This is a genomic window from Paenibacillus mucilaginosus 3016, assembly GCF_000250655.1.
GTDB classification, from domain to species: Bacteria; Bacillota; Bacilli; order Paenibacillales; family NBRC-103111; genus Paenibacillus_G; species Paenibacillus_G mucilaginosus.
In genome coordinates this window covers 6,678,495-6,704,475 of sequence record NC_016935.1, presented here as the reverse complement: position 1 = coordinate 6,704,475, position 25,981 = coordinate 6,678,495, and the positions used below count along the sequence as shown (strand labels likewise).

General features: G+C 59.9%; 20 protein-coding genes and 1 pseudogene. 12 read left to right on the top strand and 9 right to left on the bottom strand.

Features of this window, described 5'->3' with window-relative positions:
• Window positions 1-6 precede the first annotated feature (6 nt).
• Window positions 7-1,656, top strand: a complete 1,650-nt coding sequence (locus PM3016_RS27705) for a methyl-accepting chemotaxis protein (RefSeq protein ID WP_014371720.1) — start codon at window positions 7-9, stop codon at window positions 1,654-1,656.
• 157 nt (window positions 1,657-1,813) lie between these two features.
• Here the strand turns inward: PM3016_RS27705 and PM3016_RS27700 are convergent, their stop codons facing one another.
• A complete protein-coding gene (locus tag PM3016_RS27700) occupies window positions 1,814-2,524 on the bottom strand; it encodes a glycerophosphodiester phosphodiesterase (protein ID WP_014371719.1) in 711 nt (236 codons plus the stop codon).
• Between the two features lie 293 nt (window positions 2,525-2,817).
• Between PM3016_RS27700 and PM3016_RS27695 the strand changes: the two genes are divergently transcribed.
• The 3 genes and pseudogenes from PM3016_RS27695 to PM3016_RS27680 all read left to right on the top strand — a co-directional run bounded on the left by PM3016_RS27695 (window position 2,818) and on the right by PM3016_RS27680 (window position 6,083).
• Entirely contained in the window at window positions 2,818-3,399 is a 582-nt protein-coding gene (locus PM3016_RS27695; protein WP_041619268.1) for a pyridoxamine 5'-phosphate oxidase family protein, read from the top strand.
• A gap of 591 nt (window positions 3,400-3,990) precedes the next feature.
• Window positions 3,991-4,365, top strand: coding sequence for a hypothetical protein (locus PM3016_RS27690; protein WP_013919705.1), 375 nt, complete (start codon window positions 3,991-3,993; stop codon window positions 4,363-4,365).
• Window positions 4,366-4,923: 558 nt separating this feature from the next.
• Window positions 4,924-6,083, top strand: a pseudogene (locus PM3016_RS27680) (IS3 family transposase).
• Window positions 6,084-6,741: 658 nt separating this feature from the next.
• Here PM3016_RS27680 and PM3016_RS27675 read toward each other — a convergent pair.
• Complete coding sequence (locus tag PM3016_RS27675; protein ID WP_238540333.1) at window positions 6,742-7,851, bottom strand: glycine-rich domain-containing protein; 1,110 nt, start codon at window positions 7,849-7,851, stop codon at window positions 6,742-6,744.
• 251 nt (window positions 7,852-8,102) lie between these two features.
• On the opposite strand from PM3016_RS27675, the gene PM3016_RS27670 reads away from it, so the two are divergent.
• Window positions 8,103-8,600: a metal-dependent hydrolase gene (locus PM3016_RS27670; RefSeq protein WP_013919701.1), complete on the top strand. Its 498-nt coding sequence runs from the start codon at window positions 8,103-8,105 to the stop codon at window positions 8,598-8,600.
• A gap of 146 nt (window positions 8,601-8,746) precedes the next feature.
• Here PM3016_RS27670 and PM3016_RS27665 read toward each other — a convergent pair whose 3' ends face one another.
• On the bottom strand, window positions 8,747-9,097 hold the full coding sequence (locus tag PM3016_RS27665) for a DUF3243 domain-containing protein (protein WP_013919700.1): 351 nt from the start codon (window positions 9,095-9,097) through the stop codon (window positions 8,747-8,749).
• Window positions 9,098-9,375: 278 nt separating this feature from the next.
• Here PM3016_RS27665 and PM3016_RS27660 point away from each other — a divergent pair, with 278 nt between their 5' ends.
• The 4 genes from PM3016_RS27660 to PM3016_RS27645 all read left to right on the top strand — a co-directional run bounded on the left by PM3016_RS27660 (window position 9,376) and on the right by PM3016_RS27645 (window position 13,169).
• Complete coding sequence (locus PM3016_RS27660) at window positions 9,376-10,644, top strand: MFS transporter (RefSeq protein WP_013919699.1); 1,269 nt, start codon at window positions 9,376-9,378, stop codon at window positions 10,642-10,644.
• A gap of 209 nt (window positions 10,645-10,853) precedes the next feature.
• Window positions 10,854-11,702, top strand: coding sequence for an amino acid ABC transporter substrate-binding protein (locus PM3016_RS27655; RefSeq protein ID WP_013919698.1), 849 nt, complete (start codon window positions 10,854-10,856; stop codon window positions 11,700-11,702).
• Window positions 11,703-11,714: 12 nt separating this feature from the next.
• Window positions 11,715-12,392, top strand: a complete 678-nt coding sequence (locus tag PM3016_RS27650; RefSeq protein ID WP_013919697.1) for an amino acid ABC transporter permease — start codon at window positions 11,715-11,717, stop codon at window positions 12,390-12,392.
• Window positions 12,393-12,419: 27 nt separating this feature from the next.
• Window positions 12,420-13,169 carry an amino acid ABC transporter ATP-binding protein gene (locus PM3016_RS27645; protein ID WP_014652329.1) on the top strand — a complete coding sequence of 250 codons (750 nt, stop codon included), beginning with the start codon at window positions 12,420-12,422 and terminating at the stop codon, window positions 13,167-13,169.
• A 710-nt stretch (window positions 13,170-13,879) separates the two neighbouring features.
• Here the strand turns inward: PM3016_RS27645 and PM3016_RS27640 are convergent.
• From PM3016_RS27640 to PM3016_RS27625, 4 genes are all read right to left on the bottom strand, one after another.
• Window positions 13,880-14,896 carry a transposase gene (locus PM3016_RS27640; protein ID WP_014369723.1) on the bottom strand — a complete coding sequence of 339 codons (1,017 nt, stop codon included), beginning with the start codon at window positions 14,894-14,896 and terminating at the stop codon, window positions 13,880-13,882.
• 287 nt (window positions 14,897-15,183) lie between these two features.
• On the bottom strand, window positions 15,184-17,304 hold the full coding sequence (locus PM3016_RS27635) for an ABC transporter ATP-binding protein (protein WP_014371714.1): 2,121 nt from the start codon (window positions 17,302-17,304) through the stop codon (window positions 15,184-15,186).
• Window positions 17,305-17,342: 38 nt separating this feature from the next.
• Window positions 17,343-19,091, bottom strand: coding sequence for an ABC transporter ATP-binding protein (locus PM3016_RS27630; RefSeq protein ID WP_014371713.1), 1,749 nt, complete (start codon window positions 19,089-19,091; stop codon window positions 17,343-17,345).
• A gap of 574 nt (window positions 19,092-19,665) precedes the next feature.
• Window positions 19,666-21,654 (bottom strand): methyl-accepting chemotaxis protein, encoded by a 1,989-nt coding sequence (locus PM3016_RS27625; protein ID WP_014371712.1) that lies wholly within the window; start codon window positions 21,652-21,654, stop codon window positions 19,666-19,668.
• Between the two features lie 226 nt (window positions 21,655-21,880).
• Here PM3016_RS27625 and PM3016_RS27620 point away from each other — a divergent pair, with 226 nt between their 5' ends.
• Window positions 21,881-22,840 carry an acetylxylan esterase gene (locus tag PM3016_RS27620; protein WP_014371711.1) on the top strand — a complete coding sequence of 320 codons (960 nt, stop codon included), beginning with the start codon at window positions 21,881-21,883 and terminating at the stop codon, window positions 22,838-22,840.
• A gap of 208 nt (window positions 22,841-23,048) precedes the next feature.
• On the opposite strand, the gene PM3016_RS27615 is transcribed toward PM3016_RS27620, so the two are convergent.
• Both PM3016_RS27615 and PM3016_RS27610 read right to left on the bottom strand, forming a co-directional pair.
• Entirely contained in the window at window positions 23,049-23,528 is a 480-nt protein-coding gene (locus PM3016_RS27615) for a CBO0543 family protein (protein ID WP_014371710.1), read from the bottom strand.
• Between the two features lies 1 nt (window position 23,529).
• Entirely contained in the window at window positions 23,530-24,093 is a 564-nt protein-coding gene (locus PM3016_RS27610) for a CBO0543 family protein (RefSeq protein WP_014371709.1), read from the bottom strand.
• Window positions 24,094-24,239: 146 nt separating this feature from the next.
• Between PM3016_RS27610 and PM3016_RS27605 the strand changes: the two genes are divergently transcribed.
• Window positions 24,240-24,758 carry a DUF3231 family protein gene (locus tag PM3016_RS27605; protein ID WP_014371708.1) on the top strand — a complete coding sequence of 173 codons (519 nt, stop codon included), beginning with the start codon at window positions 24,240-24,242 and terminating at the stop codon, window positions 24,756-24,758.
• A 180-nt stretch (window positions 24,759-24,938) separates the two neighbouring features.
• Complete coding sequence (locus PM3016_RS27600) at window positions 24,939-25,970, top strand: NAD-dependent epimerase/dehydratase family protein (protein WP_014371707.1); 1,032 nt, start codon at window positions 24,939-24,941, stop codon at window positions 25,968-25,970.
• The last annotated feature ends 11 nt before the right edge of the window (window positions 25,971-25,981 follow it).

The window sequence follows — 25,981 nt, the reverse complement described above, 5'->3', positions numbered from 1 at the left end:
ATACCTATGAAGCTCAGATCCAAATTGTTTGCGAATGCGCTGTTCCTGCTGCTTCCGGCGATCGCGCTCATTGCATATATCATCGTGTCGATGCACTCCATCCAATCCACCAATGCAGGCTATGTGCCTGTTCTGCTCGAGACCGAGAAGCTTAATTCATCTCTGGTCTCCGTGAAGCAGGCGCTGGGCAATTACGCCTTTAATCCGAGTGAAGCCAATAAGGAGGAGAGCCGTGAGCTCCTCACGCAGTCCAAGGCCATCTTCGACAAGCTGAAAGGCCTTGCGCTGACGGAGGAGAACCGGATTCTTCTGCAGAAAGCGGAAGCGAAATTCATGCAGCTGGGCCAGGAGTCGGAAGCGGCGCTTGCCAAGTCCGACCTGGCCGGCGTCAAACGGCAGTCGATCCGCACGCTCGGGATCATGAATGATATTCATCAGCTCGGCGAGCAGGGGGCGGAGCATTACGACAAGCTGACGCAGGAGATGCTGGACCGCATCGCACGCATCGTCTTCATCGCGGCGGCCGGCTGCGCCGTGCTGCTGGCCGTTGGCGGTGCCGCGAGCTTCTGGCTCACCCGCCAGATCGTCCGTCCGGTGACGGAGCTCTCGGCCAAAGCCCGGCAGATTGCCTCGGGCGATCTCGGGGTGGAGATCCGCCCGGTGAGCTCGAGTGACGAGATTGCGGCCCTGAATGTGTCGTTCCGGGAGATGGTCATGAACCTTCGCTCGATCCTCGAATCGGTGAACGGGGCGAGCTCCCGCATCGGCGGCCACACGCTGCAGCTTGAGGCGGAGAACCGGGCCTTGACGGAGATGAGCGGACAGGTCTCCCAATCGATCGACGAGATCGCCCGCGGCACCTCTTCCATCTCGGAAGATCTGCAGGTCACCGTGGAGCAGATCTACGGCATGCGGACGGCGCTGGAGCGCAGCGCACAAGAGATTCACGAGACCTTCACCTTCAGCAGCGAGTCGAGGCAGGCGGTCTCGCAGGGACGCGGCCTGATGCTGGAGCAGCACCGGCTGGCCGAGCAGAATACGCAGGTGACCGCGGAGATCGAGCGGACACTGCAGGAGCTGAGCCGGCATACGGAAGAGATCAATGCGATGGCGGAGGCGGTCTCCGGCATTTCCCGCCAGACCAATCTGCTCGCGCTGAATGCGGCGATCGAAGCCTCCCGTGCCGGCGAGCAGGGACGCGGCTTTGCCGTGGTGGCGGCCGAGGTGCGGAAGCTGGCCGAACAGTCGGACGGCGTCACCCGCCAGATCTTCGGGCGGATCGCCACGATGAACGAGAGCATGGAGACGGCCCTGGCGGTGATGCAGACCGGCGTGGACACCGTGGGGCGCCAGAAGGCTTCGGCGGACGCCTCCATGACCGCCTTCGAGCTGATCGGCACGAAGGTGCAGGAGAAGGTGCGCCGGCTCGAATCGATCCGTGAAGGGATGGAGGAGCTGCGCCGGGTCAGCGACATCATCCTTGCCGCCGTGGAGAACATCTCTTCGGTGACGGAGGAAGCCGCGGCGGGCAGCGAGGAGATTGCGGCCTCGAGCAGCGAGCAGCTGCAGACCGTGTCCGCGGTGCAGCAGAAAGTGCTCTCGCTGAAGGACATCGCTTCCGAGCTGGAAGAGCAGGTGGCCCGTTTCCGGCTGTAGCTCCGCAGCAGATTGCGGGACAGACGGTGAGGGGAAAAAGTAAAGCAAGAGGGCTGACGGCATCCGGTTCGGTGCCGCCAGCCCTCTTGGTTATTCAGGGGCCGCTGTATGTGAATGAAAACGAAAGGAATAAGGCCGTGTGCTGACAATCGTGCGTCTACCGGGCCCGGATCAGCCGGACAAGCTGCTCGGGATGGTTCGTGATGATGGAGGTGACACCGAGATTCAGCATCCGCTCCATGACGGCCGGATCGTTCACCGTCCATACATAGACTTCCTTGCCGTGCTTCGCCGCTTCGTTCACTAAGGTATCCTGAACGAGCGTATAGGCAATGGAGATGGCGTCATACGTGGGGTTGGCCAGTACCGCGGCCATGTCGGAACGCTTCTCACCGATGATCAGGCCCGTCTTGATCCGCGGGTCCAGCTTCTTGACCGCCGCAAGCAGCCGGCCGTCGAACGAGGTGACGGTGCAGTCGCGGACCGCATCTTGTGCCTGCAGCAGCCGTACGGTTTCTTCGGCGAGCCGCCGTCCGTGGCCATTATTCTTCAGCTCGACGTTCAGCCGGATGCGCCCCTTGGCGGTGCGGACCGCTTCTTCGAGCGAGGGGACGCGCTCCGCTTCGAAGCGCTTGTGGAACCAGGCGCCGGCGCTCGCCTGCCGGAGCTCGTCGGCCGTTACCTTCCACATCGGCTTGTCGATTCCGGTGGTCCGCAGTACGCTGTCGTCATGCATGAGCATCACCACGCCGTCGGCGGTCTCCTGGACGTCGATCTCGGCGTAGCCGGAGCCGTCGGCGATGGCCTGCCGGATCGCGGCGAGCGTATTCTCGGGTGCGGAAGCGGAGCTGCCGCGGTGGGCGGTCACTTGGTGATGGGACTCGGCGAGTGTCGTAGCGCGGGGGGCACGGCGGCCAGATGGGCGGTGAGCAGCAGGGTCAGCAGCAGCAGCGTTTTATGCAAGGTGAACTCTCTCCTCCATTCCGTGAAGCCATCCGGGGCCGGTGCCCGTGAACCGCTTCTGATCCCAAGATATCACACAAATTTTAGAAAAGATTTAGAAGAAAAGCCCGGGCCGGACGGCTTCCCTAACACTTTTCTAACAGCTTATTCGTGGTATAATCTGGATATCGGGCAGGAGGAAAGGGGCAGGGGACGGTTATGGGGAAAACCTTTGATTGCATGCTGGAGGAACACATGGAGTTCATCTCCAGGCAGCGTATGTTCTTCGTGGGCTCAGCGCCGCTCAGCGGGGAGGGGCATGTGAATCTCTCGCCGAAGGGCTACGATGCGTTCCGGATTCTTTCTTCCGGAGAGGTCGCGTACCTCGATTTGACGGGCAGCGGGAACGAGACCAGCGCACATCTGCAGGAAAACGGAAGGATTACGGTGATGTTCTGCGCCTTCGAGGGGCCGCCGAACATTCTGCGCCTCTACGGCAGGGGAGAGGTGGTTCTGCCGGGGACGGAGGCATGGAGCGAGCTGGCTCCTCTCTTCGAGGAGCTGCCGGGCACGAGGCAGATCATCCGGATCCGGGTGGATCAGGTGCAGACCTCCTGCGGCTTCGGGGTGCCGCTGTACCGCTATGAGAGGGACAGGGAGACGCTGGTCAAGTGGTGGGAGGCCAAGGGACCCGTTGCCCTGCAGGCGTATTGGCGGGAGAAGAACAGGACCACCCTGGACGGCCTGCCGACCCCGCTCGGGAAGAAGCTGCAGGAAGAGGATGCGCTCAAGGTGCCCTGACGGCAAAAAAGAGGCTGCCGGATATCCCGGCGGCCTCTTGCTTTTAGATATGCTCATGGGATCGGAACTGTGCGTGAACCATGGGGCAGCCGACGCATGCAGACCCGCCTCTGGGGTGATGGGAGAGGACGCAGACCGCCCCCTCCTGCCCAGCAGGTTCTTGGTTTGGTGATAAAGATGAGATGAGCTGTCAGGCTAAGGGTGCGGGTGATGGGGCATCATCTGCAGAGCCGTGAAGGGGAGTGCAGGTGTGGTGTGGGTCAGGTCAGGGCAAACATGGCATAGATCGCGACAACCGGCATGACGAAGAACAGAAAGGCCAGCCGGAGCGTAACGATATCTTCGCGTGAAAACATGGGAACCGCCTCCTTCGTGAACGTAACAACCTAGAATATGCAGGAGTTTACACAAAGATGCGCCTATTTTTACACTGCGTTAACAATTCTCTGTCCGGCCCGGAATTCCTTTGTGGAAAAAGCACTAGTTTTGTCAGCGGCTTCCTGAACGTGAAGGGGGGATGTACATTCTCTTGCAAAACTGATAAAACCTAGTATAATACTAGGAAAATAAAGGTTTTGGGGAGGTTCGGAGATGAACGGGGTAGGAAAAGGGTTGACGGTGGCATGGATCAACGATTATTTGGATTTATATAATTACGCCAAGGCGATTGGTGACGAGGCATGGCAGGCAGACATCCTGGAAACGCTCCGTTCGCACGATGTCTCGATCCGGCGGGAGGAGCAGGCGGCGGTCCGGGAGCAGCTCTGGCGTCAGTTCGACGCCCTGAATCTGCGTCTGCTGGAGCTGTATGCCCGCCTTCGGGAAGCGGATTCCGGCGAATCGGCCGAAGAGCTGCAGGGGCAGATCTGGGCGCTGAAGGTGGAGCGGATCCGCCTGACCAACCGCATCTGCTCGTCCCGCCGGGAGAGCGGAGCGAAGACTGCGCGGAGGAACGTCCGCCCGTAAGGGGGCGAATGTTCGCCCAATGATCTGAAGCGTACATCCATTCGAAAGCAGTCGGCAGCGGAAGAAGGGACCGGCTCTGGCGTCTCCCGGATGAGCACGCGGATGGGAAAGGCAGGCCCTCCCCGCAGGTTCTGCCCCCCCTGCACTTGCAGAACGGCAGGGAGCGGAATGGCCCGCAGCCTACCCGATGCCGTCCGCCGTCCTGTGACAGCCAGCTCCGCCGACTGCTTCCCCTTCAGCCTGCGGGGATGGGCATCGATCCGGAGAGCAGGCAGTATCCAAAGAAAGCGTCCGTTCCGGCAGTAACCGGAAACGGACGCTTTTTTGGCAGAAAAACTTCATAGAATACCAAAGATGCCCTTCTTCGAAAGGCCCCGATCAGGGGTTTTTCAAATAGCGGAAGTACGGTACGTTATTTCCACTTTGCGATGGTACCCATCAGAAATAAAGGAACTCAAATGCGCTATTGTAGGGATGGTGTATGTAGACTAAACGGTGGACACAGCTTAAGGAACGACCTTTATAATAAAGACAAACCAACAAAGGTCGAGGTGTGCCATGAGTCAGCAGCGGGAGAGTTACGGCAGTGAGTTTAAGAAAAAAACGGTGGAACACATGGAGAAGGAGGGGAAGAAGCCGATAGAGATCGCCCGGGAGCTCGGGATTCCGAAGAGTACCTTGAGCCGCTGGATCAAGCAGTATGGCAAAAGTGCGACTGCGGAACAATCGCAAGTCTTTGTGGATTACGAACGACTACGGAAATTGGAGCAGCAAAACCGCGAACTACAAGAGGAGAATGAAATCTTAAAAAAGGCGATGCACTTCTTCACGAAAGACCGGCACTGATTTTTTCGTTTATTCATAAACACCGCTTCCAGTACCGTGTCGAGAAGATGTGCTCCGTGTTACAAGTATCCAGAAGCGGTTATTACAAGTGGGTAAAACACAAGCCTAGTAAACGGGAAAAGCACCGGAAGTGGCTGAAAAACCGTATCCGGCATCACTTTTTCCGTTTGAAGAAACGCCCGGGCAGCCCCGTAATTACTGCAATTCTGCGAGAGGATGACGGTTGTACTGTCTCCTCAAAAACGGTCAGCCGCCTAATGAAAGAGATGGGTCTTAAGTCAATTACGGTTGGAAAATACAAAGCAACGACCAATTCCAAACACAACATGCCTGTTCATGACAATATCCTAAATCGGCAGTTTAAAGTCGATGCGCCAAACAAGGTCTGGGTAACAGATATTACTTATGTCGCCACTGGCGAAGGCTGGTTATATCTAGCCAGTGTGATGGACTTATTTTCACGTAAAATCGTAGGCTGGGCTACAGGTGCACGGATGACTAGGGAGCTGGTGATCGATGCCCTGGAGCTTGCTTACAGGCGTCAGAAGCCGGCCCCTGGCTTGATCCACCACTCCGACCGCGGATCTCAGTATGCAAGCAGTGATTACCAAGAACGGCTGGCAGGCTACTTCATGACGGGCAGCATGAGTCGAAAAGGTAACTGCTATGATAATGCGTGTATTGAGTCGTTCCACAGTACATTGAAAAAAGAGCTTGTGTACCAGACCAAGTTTAAAACTCGCAAACAAGCTACCGATGAACTCTATAATTACATCGAGTTTTACTATAACCGAACACGGCGTCACTCCACTTTGGGTTATAAAACGCCTCATCGCTTTGAACAGATGTACCATGAAAAAAGAACAGCTTAGCCTTAAAGGGTTCCTTTAATTTGTGTCTACTTTATTGACAGAAGTACATGGGTGAGGTTTCGGGACCCGTTTTCCCTTTATAAGGCATTTGAGTTCCGCTATTTTCCGGGAAATGCAGGGAAATACCTTTAATAAGATACCTGACTTCCGTTATTGTAAAACGAACGTCCCGGCGCCGTGCCGAAACGATCGGTCACCGGAGACGGAGGCTGAACCGCATACCTTCCGGATCGAACCTGCAGGTCGCGGATCGGGGCGCCTGAGGCAAATAGCGGACCCGTTCCGCCTGCAGCGGCGCAGCTGGGACCATCCGTCCGGCTGGCGTACTCTCCGCACCTCTGCCCCCGTATGGACGGCGGTGAGATAGGGATACTGCCAGATCACAGCCAGCCTGCCGCCTCCCAGCGGTCCCGGTAGAGGAGCTGCACATCCCATCCTTTATGTTTAAGTGCATCTCCTTAAACGAACCCCGATCATGGGTTTTTCTTAAAATATAAGAAATTATATATAAGAAATTATACCTCGCCAGAGCTCGATCCTGTCATCTTATTTCTTATAAACGTGCATCGTCCTTAAAAGGACGGCGAAGCCGATTATCTTGGTGCTTTCCCTGCATGTTTGTTCGGCCATGCGGCTCGGAGGACAGAGGGGCGGAGATTCAGGTTCCTCCGCCGCAGCCAGACGAGCAGCTGCTGGATGAAGAGCAGCTGGACGAGGAGCAGGAGGAACCGCCGCCGTTGTCACCGCCGCCATCGCCTCCGCTGCCCCCGCCTCCGTCTCCACTGTCGTAGCCGTCATGGCTGTCATGGTCGTCATGGTCGGGGTCCTCGCTGTAATCTCCGCCGTTCACGCCCCCGAAGCCGCCGCCTCCATCCCTCTCGTCCTCCTCCCGTCGCTGCACTTCTTCCTCGGCGATCTGCTCCCCCATCCGCTCGTTGAAGAGGGACAGCTCCCCGGCCGAGTAGAACATGAGGGCACCGGCCAGGAAAGGCATATAATCCGAGGAGTGATAGGCCGGTCTTCCGCCCGGGTACTCCTCATGCTCCGGCGGCCGGGAGGCCTGCTCCCGGGCACGGGCGGCCAGCAAGGCCGCCGTCTCGCGGATCTCGGGATAGCGGGCTGCCGTCATGCTGTTGAACAGGCGGCCGGCAGGTGCCCCTTCTCCGGGAGCGGCTCTCAGCTCCTCCAGAAGGGCAGGGGAGAGCGGGTGGCGGAAGAATGGTCCCCAGATCCGGTCGGAGTAGGGCGTGTGGACGAAGAGATTCGCGTACACCCAGTCGAACCAGGCCCGGCCTCCGGGATCGGGCGCCCCGCCGGTGTGGGGGGCGTGGTGAATCACGGAGCCGATGAACCCTTCGCCGAAGGCGTGATACTCGCGGGTGAACATCAGCATCTCATGCCACAGCGCATCCACCTTCCCGCTGAACATCGGCACCTCGCGGAGCACGGCGGCCATCAGGAAGTAGCGCTTCAGCTCCAGAAAGGTCCAGTCAAACTCGGCGCGGGTCATGCCGGGCTGCCGGGCCGTCACACGCTGTCTCAGCTGCTCCGGATAGGAGCCCCCCGAGCGCTTCCTCGAGCCGGGCGGCTGCCGGCGCGAGCGGGATATCGGGCTGCAGGCCGAGTCCGGCGGGAAGCGGGGCGTCTTCATATGACAGGCGGGACGGGCGGCGCGGAGGCCTTGGGACGCCGGCTCCGGGGCGAAGAGGTCTGTAACCGGTCCGCTGTGCAGGACGTGCGGGCCGGCGGGCGTTTGATTTGGCGGCAATAGTCACAAATAAGGCAAAAAGCAAAAGGGGAACCAGAATAACGAGAAAGGGCAGCATGACCAGCCTCCTTGGCTAGTAGGATACTCTCATTGTAGCACATTTCCAGAAGGAGGAAAAAAGACGGCAGCCTCGCTCCTCAGCCTTCGGCACAATGGGTATGGATATGGGATCATATGTTTGGTATAATGGATGGTGCTGCATAGATAGACAGGGCTGCGGCCCAACTGAACCTGGGGAGAATCGAATCACAATGCTGCAAAAAACCCACAGCGCGGCCGGACTGGTGGCCGCCGAATGCGTACTGATGTATTACCACATGCCGGTGTTCTCCTGGGAATCCGCGGCCGGTCTCATGATCGGCTGTATCGCTGGCCCCCTGGCGGACGTGGACAAGAAGGGCTCGACGATGGCAAAGGTGCTCTTCCCGTTATCCGCGGTACTGCGCGTGCTGAAGGTGAAGCACCGGACGATGACCCATTCGCTCCTCTTCATGGCGGCGATGTTCGCTCTGTCGATATCGCTGCCGGAACCGCTGTTCTGGTGCTTCATGCTGGCGTATGCCTCCCATCCGCTGATCGACCTGCTGAACGAGCAGGGGGTGGAGCTGTTGTGGCCGCTGCCGATCAAGTTCCGGCTGCTGCCGAAGTTCCTCGCCGTGGATACGGGCTCCGAGATGGAGACGGCGATCCGCTATCTGCTCAGCATTTTGTCGGTCGTGCTGCCCGTGCGCTATTATCTTCATATGTAATGTGAAGCAAGACCGGCCTTGACAACACGAAGAACGCTGCCTGCCCCTTAAGCGACGAAGCGGGGCGTGCAGCGTTCTTCGTGTTGATTGCTGTGCGAGAGCGCAGGTCCTGCGGATGGCGGGACGGGTGCGTCAGGCTGCCGGTCTTACTTGGACGAAGATTGGGCCAGACGCACCAGCAGGTGGGCCAGAGCATGCTGCCGGTCTTTATCCGCCACTTTCCACAGCTCCTGCAGCAGCTTCTCTTCGCTGTTGCGCGGCTCTTCGTGGGAAGCGAGATAGCCGGCCACCTTCTCGGCAAGCACCGCCATCTGCTCTTCGCTCAGACCGATGTTCTCGGCCATTTCGATGCGTTTGGCGAGATAGCTTTTGAAGGATTGGAAGTTCTGGAGAATTTCGTCCTTGCGTGACGGATCCATCGTGTTCAGCGCATTCTCTACCCGGTCCGGGGACAGGTTACCGTTCTTGTCTACGACATGATTCTGTTGTAACGACATCTGTAACGCCTCCTCTGGGTAAGGATTCCGCACACCGGAGGATCTCCCCCGCTGCACATGACCTACTTAACCGGGTTGTCCGGGCCTGAATCAATGGGGGAGGAGTCCCTATTGACACAGGAAGACGGTGGGGCTACTATGGAATGAAGTGTAAACAGGGCGATACAGTAGGATTAAAGAATGTTGACCAGACCGCTGGAGGCACTCTTTCCGTAAGGAGAGGGGGTCTCTTTTGTTACGGCTTCTGGGATTCGATCCGGAAAAAAGGGGAGAGCGGCATGGCCGGTTGGCAGCGGAATATGTGGATCTTATGGGCGTGCGTGCTTCTGTGCTCCGCCAGTTATACGATGTGTGTCCCGTTCCTGCCCTTGTTCCTCTTCGAGCTGGGCGTATCCGGTACAGGCGTGCACTTGTGGGCCGGATTGGTATTGTCGGCCTCCTTCCTTGTAGGCGTGGTGATGGGGCCCTTCTGGGGAATGCTCTCGGACCGGTACGGCAAGCGGAACATGATCATCCGGGCGGGGCTGTCGCTGGCGGCCGTCTATCTGCTCTTCACCGTAGTGCGCAGCCCGTGGGAACTGCTCGGGGTGCGCCTGCTGCACGGGTTCGTCGCCGGGTTCATCCCGGCTTCGATGGCCCTCGTCGCCTCGACCGCCCCCAAAGAGAAGCTGGGCGAGGCGCTGGGATACATGCAGTCGGCCGCGATGTCCGGAGGGATTCTCGGCCCGCTGCTCGGCGGCGTACTGGCCTCGGCGTTCGGCATGAGGCAGTCCTTCGCGGCTGCGGCTGTCATTGTGCTGCTGGCGGCCCTCTCGGTCATCCTGTTCGTGAGGGAGGCACCGCTGTCCGCGGACGGCGGCCCGGCTGCGGACACGGAGCAGGATGAGGAGGAGGGCGGGGCCTCGACCCTGGGAGAATGGCTGCGGTCGCCCATGCTGGTAGGGCTGCTGGGGCTGCTGTTCCTGTACCAGCTCGCCGTGAATACGATCCAGCCGATCCTCTCGCTCCATCTGGCGGAGCTGCAGGGGCAGCTGGAGGATGCGGCGCTGACCTCGGGGATCGTGCTGGCGCTCGCCGGTGCCGCCGGCATTCTCGCTTCGCCCTGGTGGGGCCGGCGCGGAGCGTCATGGGGAGGCCGGCGGATTCTGCCCCTGTGCCTGGCGGGGGCCGGCAGCCTGCTGGCGCTGCAGTCCGCCGTGCCTTCCGTGGGGATGTTCTCGGCGGTGCAGTTCGCCTACGGGCTCTTCATCGCGGGGATCGTGCCCACCGTGAACACGATGATCATGCGCCACACGCACACGGCCGCCAGAGGCCGCTCGTTCGGGCTGACCTCCAGCGCCAATCAGCTCGGGGGCCTGATAGGGCCGCTCGCGGGAGGCGCGCTGGGGGTCTGGCTCGGCAGCTCTTGGGTGTTCGCTGTCACGGGGGCCGTCCTGATGGCCTCTGCGGCAGCCGTCCTCGGCCTTCAGGCCTGGCGCAGCCGGACTGCGCCTCGCACGTCTCCTGCACCGGCGGTCGGCAGGGAAGGGGCGGACCCAGCCCCCTAAGACATCCGATGCGCTGGGGGAATGTTCTAAAACCCGGTACCTCGGAGGCAGGGGAACGGTTTCATTACGCACTATTCCGCTGGGGAGGGACCGAAATGGTTTGACGAGCAAATTCGACCAGTGGTAAACTGACCAATAGCCTGTTCTCAGCATGAGGTCCGGCTGAATTTGGCAAACTACAGAGAAAACAGATGTGGAGGATTCAACTCATGACCAGAAGATGGACATCCATCGTACTGCTCTTCGCGGTACTCACGCTACTCATTGCCGCCTGCGGCACCAAGAATCCGGCTCCGAACGGCGGAGCGGCGGCACCGGAAGGAACGAAGGAAGGCGCGGCGCCTGCGGCCGGAGCCAACCTGCTCGAGACGGTCAAGAGCAGCGGCAAGCTGCGCGTCGGTACGGAAGGCACGTACGCACCGTTCACTTACCATGATAAGGACGGCAAGCTCACCGGCTTCGACGTCGAGATCGCCGAAGAGGTGGCGAAGCGCCTGGGTGTGCAGGCCGAGTTCATCGAGACCAAATGGGACGGCATGTTCGCGGGTCTGGATGCGAAGCGCTTCGATCTCGTAGCGAACCAGGTGTCGATCAAGGAAGACCGCAAGGTGAAGTACGATTTCTCCGATCCGTACATCGTGTCCAAGGCAGTGCTCATCGTACATAACGACAACCAGGACATCAAGAGCCTCGCCGACCTGAAGGGCAAGAAGGCCGGCCAGTCGCTGACGAGCAACCTGACCGAGATCGCCAAGGCGAACGGCGCGGAGATCGTACAGATCGACGGGTTCAACCAGGCGATCGACCTGCTGCTCTCCAAGCGCATCGATGCGACGATCAACGACGGCCTGTCCTACCTTGACCTCAAGAAGCAGAAGCCGGATGTGGCGATCAAGGTAGTGGACGAGACGAAGGAAGCGACGCCAAGCGCGCTCCTGCTCAACAAGAACAACCCGGAGCTGCTCGCCGCAGTTAACAAGGCGCTGGCGGACATGAAGAGCGACGGTACGTACCTGAAGATCTCGGAAAAATATTTTGGGCAGGATGTGTCCAAGTAAAGGTTGATCCCTATGGATGACAATACCCAGAGACTGCTGGATATCTTCGTTGATTCCTTTCTACCCCTGCTGAAGGCAGGGGTAGCTTTTACGATTCCGCTGACGCTGATTTCATTTACTCTCGGACTGATCCTAGCCTTCCTGACCGCGCTTGCGCGGATCTCCTCCGTGAAGCCGCTGGCCTGGCTGGCCAGCTTCTACGTGTGGATTATCCGCGGCACACCGCTGCTCGTGCAGCTCTTTATCATTTTCTACGGCCTGCCGGCGGCCGGGGTGACGCTTGAAGCGTTCCCGGCGGCGGTGATCGGCTTCACGCTCAGCGTGGGCGCTTATGCGTCGGAGATCATCCGGGCGGCGATCCAGTCGATCCCCAAAGGGCAGTGGGAGGCAGGCTACTCGCTCGGCATGACGCGCGGACAAGCCCTGCGCCGCATCATTCTGCCGCAGTCGGTCCGGGTATCCGTGCCGCCGCTGTTCAACTCCTTCATCTCCCTGGTGAAGGATACGTCGCTTGCGGCCACGGTCACGGTCACGGAGCTGTTCCAGAAAGCCCAGCAGATCACGGCCACGGTCTACGAGCCGCTGCTGCTGTACTGCGAAGCGGCCTTGATCTATCTGATCTTCAGCACGGTGCTCTCGAGCCTGCAGAACCGGCTGGAGAAGCGGTACGACCGCACTTCCGCCAAATAGAGGTGAACCATGACAAGCAGCAACGCCATGCTCGAAATGAAGCAACTGACCAAATCCTTCGGCCCGGCACAGGTGCTCAAAGGCATTGACCTGACCCTGGAGCAGGGGAAGGTGCTGGCGATTATCGGTCCGTCCGGCTCGGGGAAAACGACGCTGCTCCGGTGCATGAACCTGCTCGAGACGCCGAGCGGCGGCACGCTGCGGATCGGCGACCTTGCCCTGGACTTCGGGGGCGCGCAGCTGCCGAAGCAGGGGCAGGTGCTCCAGCTGCGCAAGAAGACCGGGATGGTCTTCCAGGCGTACAACCTGTTCCCGCACATGACCGTGCTCCAGAACGTGATGGAGGGGCCGGTTACGGTGCAGAAGCGGCCGAAGGAAGAAGCGCGCACCCGGGCGCTGGAGCTGCTGCGCAAGGTGGGCCTTGCGGAGAAGGCGGACGCCTACCCGCATGAGCTCTCCGGCGGGCAGCAGCAGCGGGTCGGCATCGCGCGGGCGATGGCCATGGAGCCGGAGCTGCTCCTGTTCGACGAGCCGACCTCGGCGCTCGATCCGGAGCTTGTCGGCGAGGTGCTCAAGGTCATCAAGGCCTTGGCGCTCGAAGGCCGGACGATGGTGATCGTCACCCATGAGATGAAGTTCGCCGGCGAGGTCGCCGACCGGGTCATCCTGATGGATGACGGCCGCATTGTCGAGGAGGGCTCTCCCGACGAGGTCTTCCACCGGCCGAGCAGCGAACGGACGAAGCTGTTCCTCTCCCGTCTGCAGACGCAGGCGTAGGAGCGGACAGCACGCTTCTTGATTAGAAGTTGTTCAACATGGCAGCGGACCCAAATAAAAAGCCGCATCGCCGGAACGGGAAGGCCCCGTGCCGGTGATGCGGTTTTTTTTCTACGGCTGTCCAATCCACTTACAAAGTTTGGCCTCAGTTTGCCTGAGGTAAGCCGCGGGGTTACGGCGGAAGCGTCTCCGTTTTGTTGTTTCAGTCAATCGTTCCTTCCAACGACTTCGTTCTCTGTAGAAAGTGTCGTAGGGAACAGATCGGAGACGGTGCAGTAAGTTTTTTTGCTTCAGGGCATCATCCACAAGGACAACAAATTCCCCACTACGCAGTATGTGTTCGTTCCAACTGCGGCGGCCAGTTGTACGCCGGTGCTTGGTTTTGGTTTGGCGAAAGAATCGTTCGTGGTCGTTATTCGTTCTCGGAATATTCGGGGTATCGTAACACGTAAAAAGCCCCTTCCAAAAACCTTCAGTGTAACTCTGAAAATTGGTTAGGAGGGGCGTATCCTCCGTCCTAGTGTATGTCTGCTGCATCCAAGACAGCAGACAGCCCATTTCCCATCGAACCGTTTCACTACTCTGGTCCGCTTTTACAAGGGCAGGCTCCAATATTCTGGCTGTTTCCTGAATGGGGATCTGCCAACGCTTTACAGCTTCATACTGAGCAGTCAATTCCGGCAGCTTTCGGAAGAGTTTGGTTATTTTACTCAGGAATGAAGGCCCCCTTTTTTTGCTTCACTTTGCTCCAGTGAAGCTTTTACTGCTTGGGCATTTTCGTAAATCCGAATACCAGGCAAGTCTAGGGGAGGGGTGCCGTCTTCCAAAAGCAGCGAGCGTGTGGCGGCCAGGTAGTCCCGGGCTACTTCGGCTTCTACAGTGGACTCGTGCTCGACCTGTTTCTCAATTTCCCGAATACCTCGCAAGCTTTTTTTAATCTCGGTCTTCAGTTTACGGTCCAAATCGACTACCGGCTTGGCAATATCTTTGAGATAGTGGTACTGGCAATATTGGTAAGGGGTGTCACCCCATGTTTCCTCCATAGCCATACGGATCGACCGTTGGCCATCACTTACCAACCCAACAACTGGATAATCCAAGTCCTTAACAGGCTTTAGCAGAGCTTTGAGCTCCGAGCACGATCCGCTTTTCAGGTTTTTGGCAGCTAAAATACGACCACTAAATCCTTCGCGAACAACATAGAGCGTTTCATTACCTTTTTCGGGCTGAACCCCATCCATAGACAAGAGAAGGCCGCCATGTTCCTTTACGATTTTTTTTAAATCTTCCTTTACATCATCGGTTAAAGAAGCGCGAAGCAAAGTTAGATACCATTCGTATAAACGCATCGCATGGCGCTCGGAGGTTGGAATCGCTCGCTGGGTCAACGCTTCGGATATTTCAGTAACCGTCATATGCTGTTTGAAGCGCATTTCTCCAACAAGCACAAGAACGTCATAAGCATAAGATGTATGTTTTAAACATAGGGCGTCCGCTTGAGCCGAACGAAAATAACGCTCCAATTTACCGCAGGCTTCGTTCGGGCAGTGGTAGGCCATATTCCAGACATCTAAAATTCCCTTCAGTGTAGCTACAATCTTATGTGAAGCGGTATGATGCCGCTTGAGCTTCGTACCGCAATCCGGGCAGTGTGTCAGCTCGGGACGGAAGTAGATTCTTTTTTCAGGAATAAGTCGATTTCGAGGTAGCCCTCTTCTCGCTTTCATGAAAGATCCCTCCAAATGGTCTGTACCGATAATTACCCATTGGAGGGGGCAGTTAGTAAGTTAATCAGCCGTAGTTTTTTTGCTGTATTCGGAGGCTTCCCCGGGAAGCGAAGAGGCATCCGGGGGGAGCGGTCTTGGCGTAATGCAGGACCCAGAGGCGCAGCGCAAAGAGAGGCCGGCAACTGCCCCTGGCAGGCTGGCTCTCACGCACAGAGCCAATTCCCAGGCGCTGTGCAGGCTTGCCGGCCGGCCGTTCCAATGGGGAGACCGGCCGGCTCCCGTGCGTCTTACGAAAGCGTTGAAGGAACCGCTGCGGCCGGCGGGGCCGCAGCTTCCCTCCCGGCATCCGCTGCGGCTTCCGCTCTGCCGCCGTCCAGCGCTTCGCCGGACTGGAGCAGGTACATCTGGTAGTACCGTCCCTTCCGGGCCATGAGCTCGGCATGATTGCCGCGCTCCATGATCTGGCCGCGGTCAAGGACGAGGATGATATCCGCGTTCTTGATCGTCGACAGGCGGTGGGCGATGATGAAGGTCGTGCGCCCGCGCTTCAGCACCTCGAGCGCCGACTGGATGACCGCTTCCGTCTCGGAATCGATGCTCGCCGTCGCCTCGTCGAGAATGAGGATGGCGGGGTCGAAGGCGAGCGCCCGGGCGAAGGAGATCAGCTGCCGCTGGCCGGCGGACAGGGTGCTGCCCTTCTCGATGACAGGCTCATCGATGCCGCCGGGCAGCGCGGAGAACATGTCGTAGGCTCCGACATCGCGCAGCGCTTTTTCGACCTTTTCCCGGGAAATATTCGGGTCCCCGAGCGACACGTTGGAGGCAATCGTACCGGTGAAGAGGTACGGGTCCTGCAGGACGATGCCCATATGCTGCCGCAGCAGCTGGCGCGGAATGTCCCGGATGTCCCGGCCGTCGATGGTGATGCGGCCGTGCTGCGGGTCATAGAAGCGGAAGAGCAGGTTGAGGATCGAGCTCTTGCCGGAGCCCGTGTGCCCGACGAGCGCGACCGTCTGGCCCTGCCGGGCCTCGAAGCCGATCTCCTTCAGCACGTAGTCGTTCTCCTTGTAAGCGAACGAGACGCTCTCGAAGGAGACATCGCCGCGATACCGGTCGAGCCGGCCTTCGGCGACATCGGTTCCCTCCTGATCGAGCAGCTCGAACACGCGGTTCGCCGAGACAAGGGCGGTCTCGAGATTGCTGAGCTGGTTCACGATGCCGACGATCGGCTGGAACATGCGGTTCATGTAATCGACGAAGGCATACAGGACGCCGACCGTGACGGCCGCACCCAGCAGGCCGCCGCCGAACATCCAGATCACCCCGAGGAAAATCACGTTGCGGATCACGTTGACGAGATTGTGCGAGGTGATGGAGTTCAGGCTGAGCAGCTTGTTCTGATAAGTGTAGTGCTCGCCGTTCAGCGTCTCGAACTCCTCCATGGTCTGGCGGCCCCGGCGGAACGCGCGGATGATCGGCATGCCGCCGATCGCCTCGTTGATCATCCCGTTGATGTCGCTGAGCCGGGAGCGGATCTCCTCGTTGTACCGCTCGGCGAAGCGGCGGTAAACCTTGATCCACAAGTAGAGGAGGGGGAACAGCGGCAGGGCGATCAGGGCGAGCCGGGTGTCGAGCAGGAACAGCGCACCGACAATGGCGGTCATATAGATGATGCCGGAGAAAAAGTTCGCAAGCACTGCGACATACAGCTCCCGGATCGATTCGGTGTCATTGGTGATGCGCGAAACGACCTTGCCTGCCGGCAGGTTGTCGAAGTACTGAATCGGCAGCCGCTGCACCTGGGCGAAGACGTCCTCGCGCATGCGGCCGATGACGCGGTTCGCGGAGATCTGCAGCAGGTAGCGCTGGCCGTAGGTGAACAGGGCGCTGAGCACGAGCAGGCCGAAGTAGCCGGCCGCCAGCATCAGCAGCGGCCGAAACTCCGGCGCATAGAACGCGTAGAGCTCAGGGGCCGTCAGCTGGCGGGCGGGATACGTGCTGCGGTCGCCGGACGGTGAAGTCACGGTGAGCAGGGGCGCATCAGGGGCCGAAGTGTCGACCGTCCGGGTGCCGTCCGAAGCGAAGGGGCCTTCCGCAAAGTAGTAGCCCATGCCGCTCTGGACGATGCGCACCTCGGTACCCGGCTTCTCGCCGGGCAGCCAGTGGTCGCTCCGCTTGTAGTGCTTGCCGCTGTAAGCGGCGGTGGATTCGCCCGGCCCGGGCGCCTCGTACCACGCCATCTCGATGCCGAGAATGTGGCGGTCGATCATGCGCTTGGCGATCAGCGGCCCGGCGAGCTCGGCACAGGCGGCCAGCGTCAGCAGCACCAGCGCGGTCAGGATCGGCCGGCGGAACAGCATGGCGTAGCGGAAGAGGCGGGCGCCTGTGCGGCGTGAATCGGTATTCATCTGGGGTTCACCCTCTTGTCTCAATTAAAGTAATGTTCTTATGCACCTGGGGCGGCAGACTCCAGCTGCTGCCGGTCGTACTGCTCTTTGTACCAGCCGCCGAGCGCCAGCAGCTCCTCGTGCGTGCCCGCCTCCGTCACCCGTCCTTCGTCCAGGACGAGAATGAGGTCGGCATGCTGCACGGCGGAGAGCCGGTGGGTCGTGATCAGCGTCGTCCGTCCCGCGCGCTCCCGGCGGATGCCGGCGATGATCTCGGCCTCCGTCTTCGCGTCAACGGCCGAGAGGGCGTCATCGAGCATCAGGATCTCGGGATCGGCGATCAGCGCCCGGGCAATGGACACGCGCTGCTTCTGGCCGCCGGAGAGGGCGACGCCCTTCTCGCCGACCAGCGTCTGCAGCCCTTCGGGCAGGAAGGCGATGTCCTTGCGGAAGGAGGCGAGCTCGAGTGCCCGGTCCAGCTCGGCGTCACCCGCACCGGAGCGCCCGAAGAGTATATTCTCGCGGATCGTGCGGGAGAACAGGATCGGCTGCTGCGGCACGTAGCCGATCCAGCCGTGAAGCACATCGAGATCGATCTCCTCGATCGGCGTGCCGGAGACCGTAAGCGACCCGCTGCCGGAGGGATACTCCCGGAGCAGCTGCTTCAGCAGCGTCGTCTTGCCGCTGCCGGTTCGCCCGACGATGCCGAGCGTCTGTCCCCGCTGCAGCTCGAAGGTGATATCGACGAGATTATCGATCGGCGACGAAGGATAGCGGAACGTCAGTCCGTTCCATGCAAGGGTCTCGGGCCGGGCTACCGCTGCGGGGGCGGCCGGTCCGGGCACATCCGGTTCATAGGCCAGCGTCTCGTTGACCCGGTCCAGCGACGCGCTGCCCCGCTGCATGATGTTGATGAGCTCGCCGATCGCGAACATCGGCCAGATCAGCATGCCGAGGAAGACGTTGAAGGACACGAGCTCGCCGAGCGTCAGCTCTCCGTGGAACACGAGATAGGCGCCGTAGCAGAGGCCGATGAGGTAGGAGAGACCGACGAGGATTTTGACCGTCGGTTCAAACAGCGCATCGATGCGGGCAACCTCCGCATTCTTGTGGAAGACGTGCCGGGTCATCTCGCCGAACTGCTCCCGGCTCGCCTGCTCCTGCACGAAGGCGCGGATGACGCGCACCCCGCCGATCGTCTCGAGCACACTGTCGTTCATCTGACCGAAGGCTTCCTGCGCTTCGGTGAACCGCTTGTGGATGCGCCCGCCGAACTGCTGGATGAGGAGGGCCATGACGGGCAGCGGCAGCAGGGAGGCGAGGGTCAGCTTCCAGGAGATGAACCCGGCCATCGTGATGAGGATCGTCAGCATGAAGATGCTGGAATCGATCAGGGTGAGAATGCCGAAGCCGGCGGTGGTCGATACCGCACGGAGGTCGTTCGTCGCCCGGGCCATGAGGTCGCCGGTGCGGTTGCGCTCGTAGAACGTAGGCGTCATGCGCAGCAGATGCTTCATCAGCGAGGTGCGCAGGGTGCGCTCGAGCACGAAGGCCCCGCCGAACAGCTGGCACATCCAGACATAGTTGATGGCGTAGCCGATCACGGTAATGGCGGCCCACAGGGCCAGAATGCCGTAGAAGTGCGTGCCGCCGAGCGTTCCCTGGTGGATGCCGTCAATGGAATAACCGATGAGTTTGGGCGGGATGACGTCGATGACGCCGGCCACTGTTAGAAGCAGGATGGCGGCCGTATACCGCCGCCAGTGCTGCCTGAAGAACCAGCGCAGCTTGTAAAGCACGGTAAGCATGGGGGGAAGCTCCTTTCTATGTGCTTAAATTATGTCCGTAGAGGGAGGGGAACACGGTGCTCCCGCAGCAAAAAGGCCTACCGCCCATCACGCTTACGGTACGCCTTCTGCAGCGGGTTCTCCCGCGGTACCTCAAGGTGCATGAGGGCAGGGCGGGAGAACACGCAAAAAAGGCGCACGGGTTACATTACGCAACCGGTGCGCCGCATTCTTGTCGGTCTCAGGCCTCGGAAGGCATGAGGGCACAGGAAGGAAGCGGGACGGTTACGCCGCGGTGATGGCGATGGAAGATGACAAAGCGGTGGGGCCGATCGTTCCCTGGAGTCATCATCATTGTGCAGCCGTCCTTTCCTGTAATTTGGTAATATCTACAAGAGCCACTGTACCATCCCGCTTCCGGGGGTGTCAACGGGAAAGAATCGTTATATTCAAGCTTGCCCGCGTCCTGCCGCGGAGTCCTTCCCGCTTCCAATCCACGCAGGCCTTGGGGGACTCGGAGGTTTGAGGCAAATTCGAGCCCATGGGAACGCCGAAAAGGGCTCCTTCCGGAGACCGGAGGAGCCCTGAGCGGGATTTATTTGGTGCTGAAACGGCTGACCATCTCGCGCAGCTCCATGGCCATCTCACTCAGCGATTGCGACGAGTTCGATACCTCGTCCATGGACTGCTTCTGCTCGGAAGCGGCCCGGGACACCTGGGCGAGCTGCTCGGCGGCTTCCTTGGTGACATGCAGCATCTCGGACATCGAGGCGGCGACTTCCTCCGTACCGGCGGAGAGCTCCTCCGAAGCGGCGGATACCTCCTGGATCTGGTCGCTGACGGAGCGCACCGAAGCGAGTACGTGCTCGAAGATCTCGCCGACCTTGGACACCTGGCCGACGCCTTCGTTCATCATCTCGACGCCTTCGTTCACGGAGCTTGCCACCGTGCGCGTGTTGTCCAGGATGGAGGAGACGATGACTGTAATGCGCTCGGCTTCCGTGCGCGTCTGCTCGGCAAGCTTCTTCACCTCGGTGGCCACGACAGCGAAGCCTTTGCCGTGCTCGCCGGCCCGTGCCGCCTCGATCGAAGCGTTCAGGGCAAGCAGATTCGTCTGCTGGGCAATGCCGCGGATGACATCGATAATCTCGCCGATCGTATGGGACTGCTGCTCGAGCGACTGGACGGCGTTTGCCGTCTGCCGCACCGTGCCGCCTACCGCCGTCATCTGGCGGATGGCCGCCTGCACTTCGGCATGGCCGCTGGTGACGTCCGACACGACTTCATTCGTCGCTTCCGATACGCCGGAGGCCGACTCGGCAATCCGTGTGATCCCCACGGCCATCTCGGTCATGGTCATGCTCGTCTGGCTTGCGCTTTCGTACTGGGCTTCCGAGCTCGTGGCGATGAACGAGACGGAACGGTTCACCTGCTCCGTGGCCGCAGCCGTCTGCAGCGATGTGGCGGTGAGCTCCTCGGAGGAGGCGGCCACGATCTCGGAAGATTCCGAAATCTTGCCGATCAGCTCGCAGAACGAATCGAGCATGTGGTTGATGTGGGCCTTGAGCGTCTGGATCTCATCCTCTCCGCGGACCTCGAGCCGGTCCACCAAGCGACCCTGTGCGACTTCCTTCATGAGGGAGGAGATGCGCAGCAGCGGCGTGGAGATAATCCGGGCGACGACCAGCGCGATACCCGTTACAACGATCAGGGAAATGACGATGATGGCGATGGTTGTGATGCGGGTACGGTTGACCTCCGCATAGACTTCCTTCTCCGGCGCGATGATCACCATCTTCCAGCCGGTCGATGCTACGGCGTCGTAGGCGGCCGCATAAGAGGCGCCGTCGGCTTCCGTGTAGTCCAGCGTGCCGTTCGTATACTTCAGCACGCTGTTCTCGAACGCGGCAGCAGCATCCCCAAGCAGTTCGCCTGCCGGCTTGCCCACCCGTTCGACTTCTTTATGGATGAGATACGTGCCGGTGGAAGACAGGAGATAGCCGTATCCGCTGCCTTCCTTGATGGAGCTGACCATGCTGATGAGGTCCGCAGGGCTGAGCAGCATCTGGAGCAGGCCGGCGAATTCGCCGTTGTCCTTTTTGAACGGCACGTCAATGATGATGACATTCTCGCCGGTGGCCGCGGATTTGCGGATATCGGACACCGCCGTCTTCATCGTGCTCTGGGCCGCCTTGAAGTTATCGAACTTGCTGACGTCCACCACACTGCCGTCAATGCGGTGGGAGGCGCCTGTCGAGGTGACGAAGTTAAACGCCTGCACATCGGGATCCGCTTCGGTGAGGACCTTCAGAATCGGAACGATCTGGGCGGGATTGCCTTGCTTGAATTCAGGATGGGCATCGATGACGCGCTGCGCGCTGGTGATTTTCCCCTTGAGCCAGGTATCGATGCTGGCTGCGCTGAGCTGTGCCAGAGCGGTCTGGTTGACCTTTGTCGATGTTTCCATGGCCCCGGTGGAGATAGCCATAAGCAGGCTGCATGCGATCAGCAGCGGGATCATCGTGACCGACAGGAGCAGGGCGATGATCTTCGCCCGGATGGATTTGCCGAACCATTTGTTCATATGGATATTTCCTCCTGCAGTCGTTTTGTTGGATGAATGAAAGTTGGATATTTCTTATGTCGGCAGGGGAAGACGCGAAGTAAAGAGTGAATGGCTGGCAGGCCACCGGCGGAAGCGCTTCACGCACGCCCATCGGCCTATTGCAGGCGCGGGCCGCAGGAGGTAGAGTGGAGAGGATGCCTGCTTTTCCATATACCGCCACTCAATGTACAGGAGGACGATCATTATGCCGCTGCTGGATATGCCGCTGGGCCAGCTCCAGACCTACCAGGGACGCAATCCGCGCCCCGACGATTTTGATGCTTATTGGGAGAAAGCCCTCGAAGAGATGAGAAACGTCGATCCCCAGGTGGAGCTGGTGCCGTCAAGCTTCACGGTGCCGTTCGCCGAGTGCTACGATCTGTACTTTACCGGGGTGCGTGGAGCCCGCATCCATGCCAAATACATAAGACCGAAGGGTGTGGATACGCCCCATCCGGCCGTGCTGCATTTCCACGGCTACACGGGCAGCAGCGGGGACTGGCAGGACAAGTTGTCCTACGCGGCCCTCGGCTTCGCGTACGCTTCGCTGGATGTCCGCGGCCAGGGGGGCCTCTCGGAAGACACCGGCGGCGTCAAGGGGACGACCCATAACGGTCATTTTATCCGCGGACTCGATGACGAGCCGCAGAATCTGCTGTTCCGCCACATTTTCCTGGATACCGCGCAGCTCGCCTCGATCGTGATGGGCTTCCCCGAAGTCGATGCCGGGCGGGTAGGGGCTACCGGCTGGTCTCAAGGGGGTGCACTGACGATGGCCTGCGCCGCGCTCGAGCCCCGCATCAAAAAGGCCGCTCCGGTGTATCCGTTCCTGAGCGACTACCGGCGCGTGTGGGAGATGGATCTCGCGAAGGACGCTTATGCGGAGCTGCGGACCTACTTCCGGCATTTCGACCCGCAGCACCAGCGGGAGGAGGAGATCTTCACGAAGCTCGGCTATATCGACATCCAGCACCTCGCTCCGCGGATCAAGGCCGACACGCTGGCCGGTGTCGGGCTGATGGATCCGATCTGCCCCCCTTCGACCCAGTTTGCCGCCTTCAACAAAATGACGGCGCCGCTGAAGCTCGAAATCTTTCCTGATTTCGGACATGAGGGCCTGCCGGGGATGAACGACAAGATTTATCAATTCCTGAAAGAGCTGTAGGGCCCGCCTGTTTCGTGAGGCCAGCCGACTCAGCCCTTTGGGGAAGAGGCATGCCTACGAAGCAGGGCAGCAGAAGAACGGGCAGAGTAAGATGATGTGAATCATACTGTAAGTCAAAGAAGCCCCTTTCCGGACCGGGAAGGGGCTTTTGTGCAGAATATAAGAATTTATCTCTACATCTCTCCCAGACTCATCTTGTGCAGGTATGTTACGACATGCGGTGAGAGGAAGGCCGGAAGAACCACAGCAGCACAGCCCGGGAATACAGAAAAATAAATCCTTCCGAGACGAAGGTAATATACCAGGACCAGTGAAGGTAGCTCAGCAGATCGGTGTACCGCTCGATCAGAATCTCGGGGACCGTCAGCGCCGAACAGTACAGCAGCAGGTACAGGGCCCTTCCCCCTAAGCGTTTGTTCTCGGGATACCAGGCATTATAATGAACCGCCACGATAGGCAGCAGGAAATACTCAAAGCAGAAGCTTGTCCGGTTGATGGCGGCCAGTTCCCGGACCGGGTAAGCCAGCAGGCCCCATTCCACGACCATAAGACCGATCACCCAAGTGGGAAGACTCACAACCAGAAAGACAAGGTGGTACTGGAGCACTTTGCCCCGGGGGAGGAGGAACAGGGATAGCAGCGCACCCAGATTCGCGGCCCCCAGAATGATGAGTTCCGTGGTATACATGTCAGCGCTCCCCTCTCAGAGACGGCGCCCAGCGCCGGAGGAACCAGATGACGTAGCGTCTGGCGACCCAGTATTCGGCGAGATATAGCAGTATAGAGTTGTACGCCGTCCACCGCTTGAAGTCAATAAGCCCGGTGTGATCAGCAACCCAGGACTGCAGCAGGGCGACACCGACGGCATAGACCGCATAATAGGCACCCTGGACCATCAGCGGCCGATCCTGCGGGTAACGCACCTGGAACAAGGTGAAGACAGCCGGGCAGAAGAGATAGTCGAACAGGAAGCCAAGGTCCGTGGCTAGGGGGAAAATCCGGACGGGGTAGGTGATCCATCCAAGACCGGTGATCGCAAAACCGACCGGCCAGGTCAGCGCCTGGAAGCAGGTGAAAGAGATCAGTGCCTCCCTGATCTGGCTGCGCGGAATGCCGAAGAAGAGAACGGCCACAGCAGAGACGGCGATGGCAAGAAGGAAAGCGTGATCCAAGGACATCGGGCGTTCACCTGCCGGCCGGATAATGGGAGTACGAATCTGAAGACTGCCGCCCAAGCGCGGATGACGGCTCATGAGGAGCCTCCTGCATAGTATGCGGCGGGAATCCCAGCAATATGCAGGGGGCGGAAGCGGGGGCGGGCGGTATAAGAGCGGGGGCTTGGGCGAGAATAACCGGGTGGCAGCAGGAAGTGATTCCTTCCCGAAGGAGTGTGCAGACGATGGGTATTCTCAGCGGCAACCCCAAGCATGAACCGATGCATTACGGAGAGATTCATCAAGTATGGCAGTTCTCCATGGCAGCCAAGGGCTGTATTTCGGCCACCGAACTGTACCGCAACCATGCGGGTGACCGGACGCTGAAATCCATTTTGGGCGACATTCTCGACCAGGCGAGGCTGGAGTCCAAAGAATGCGACGAGCTGCTGATGCATAACGGCATTATGCCGGCCCCGGCGCTGCCGGCCCGGCCGGAAGTGGAGCTGGAGAGCATTCCGGCGGGAGCGCGGTTCGGCGATCCGGAGATCGCGGCGATGATTGCCGCGGACCAATCGATGGGCCTCGTGGCCTGCAGCCAGGTCATGGGCATGTCGATCCGTGAGGACATCGGCGCCTTGTTCGCCAAGTACCATGCGACCAAGGCGGCGATCTCCACCCGCATTCTCCGGATGAACAAGGAGAAGGGCTGGCTGATCCCGCCTCCGCTTCAGGTCAAGAGCGAGGATCTTGTCAAGGTGTAACGCAAGGATCGATAAGAGCTCGGGCAGTCTTCCGCAGCAGCGGAGGATGTCCGGGCTGTTTGCCGTGGTCCGGCACGGGCATGCACGGCCGGTTCCCCAAAAAAGGATTGCAGAGAAGCGGGATTACATAATAAAATAGTATTATGTACAAATATTTTTTTGTGTAGAGGAGCGTGCTTCATGAAACTGCTTGTGCTCGGAGGAACCCGCTTTGTGGGCTATGAGGTGGTCTTGTCCGCCTTGAGTCGGGGGCATGAGGTAACGACCTTCAACCGGGGGCAGACGGCCAAAGGCGTGCACAGCGGAGTGAAAGAGCTCTACGGGGACCGGGACGGTGGGCTTGACGTGCTGCGGGGCGGGACATGGGATGCGGTCATCGATACCTGCGGTTATCTGCCCCGTCTCGTGAGGGCTTCGGGACAAGAGCTCGCGGACCGGGTGGGGGTGTACACCTTCATCTCCAGCATTTCGGTCTACAAGGACCTGAGCGTGCCGCTGAATCACGAGCATTCGGACGTAAGGGAGCTGGAGGACGAATCGATCGAGGATATTCCGAACCACTACGGGGCTTTGAAGGCGCGCTGCGAACAAATACTGGAGAGTTTCATGCCGGGACGGGTCCTCACCGTGCGGCCGGGGCTGATCGTGGGCCCCAGGGATTTGTCGGACCGCTTCACTTATTGGCCGGTGCGCATCAGCCGCGGCGGGGAAATTCTCTGCCCAGGCCAGGGGGACAGCGAGGTGCAGTTCATCGATGTCCGGGACCTGGCGGAGTGGACCGTGGCCATGACCGAAGCGAGACGGACCGGCGTGTACAACGCAGCGGGGCCGGGAGTGCGGCTTACGATGAGGGAGCTCCTTGAGCGGGCGAGGGAAGCGCTGGGGAGCAGCGCCGTGTTTACCTGGTGCGGCGAGTCTTTCCTGGCCGAGCAGGGAGTGCGGGGGTGGAGCGATATGCCGGTTTGGCTTCCTGCCGAAGGAGAGCTATCCGAGTTCAGGGGGATGCTCCAGGCCGATTACTCGAAGGCTGTGCAGGCGGGGCTGACCTTCCGGCCGGTGGAGGAGACCGTCAGAGATACCGTGCGTTACCACGGACACCGCGGGGAAGGGGATGCTTGGAAGGCGGGACTGTCCGCGGCACGGGAGCGGGAGCTGCTGGCCTTGTGGCACGGAGGGAAATCCGGGGAGCGGCGTGACGGAGGCCATGGGTAAGGGGGCGGATC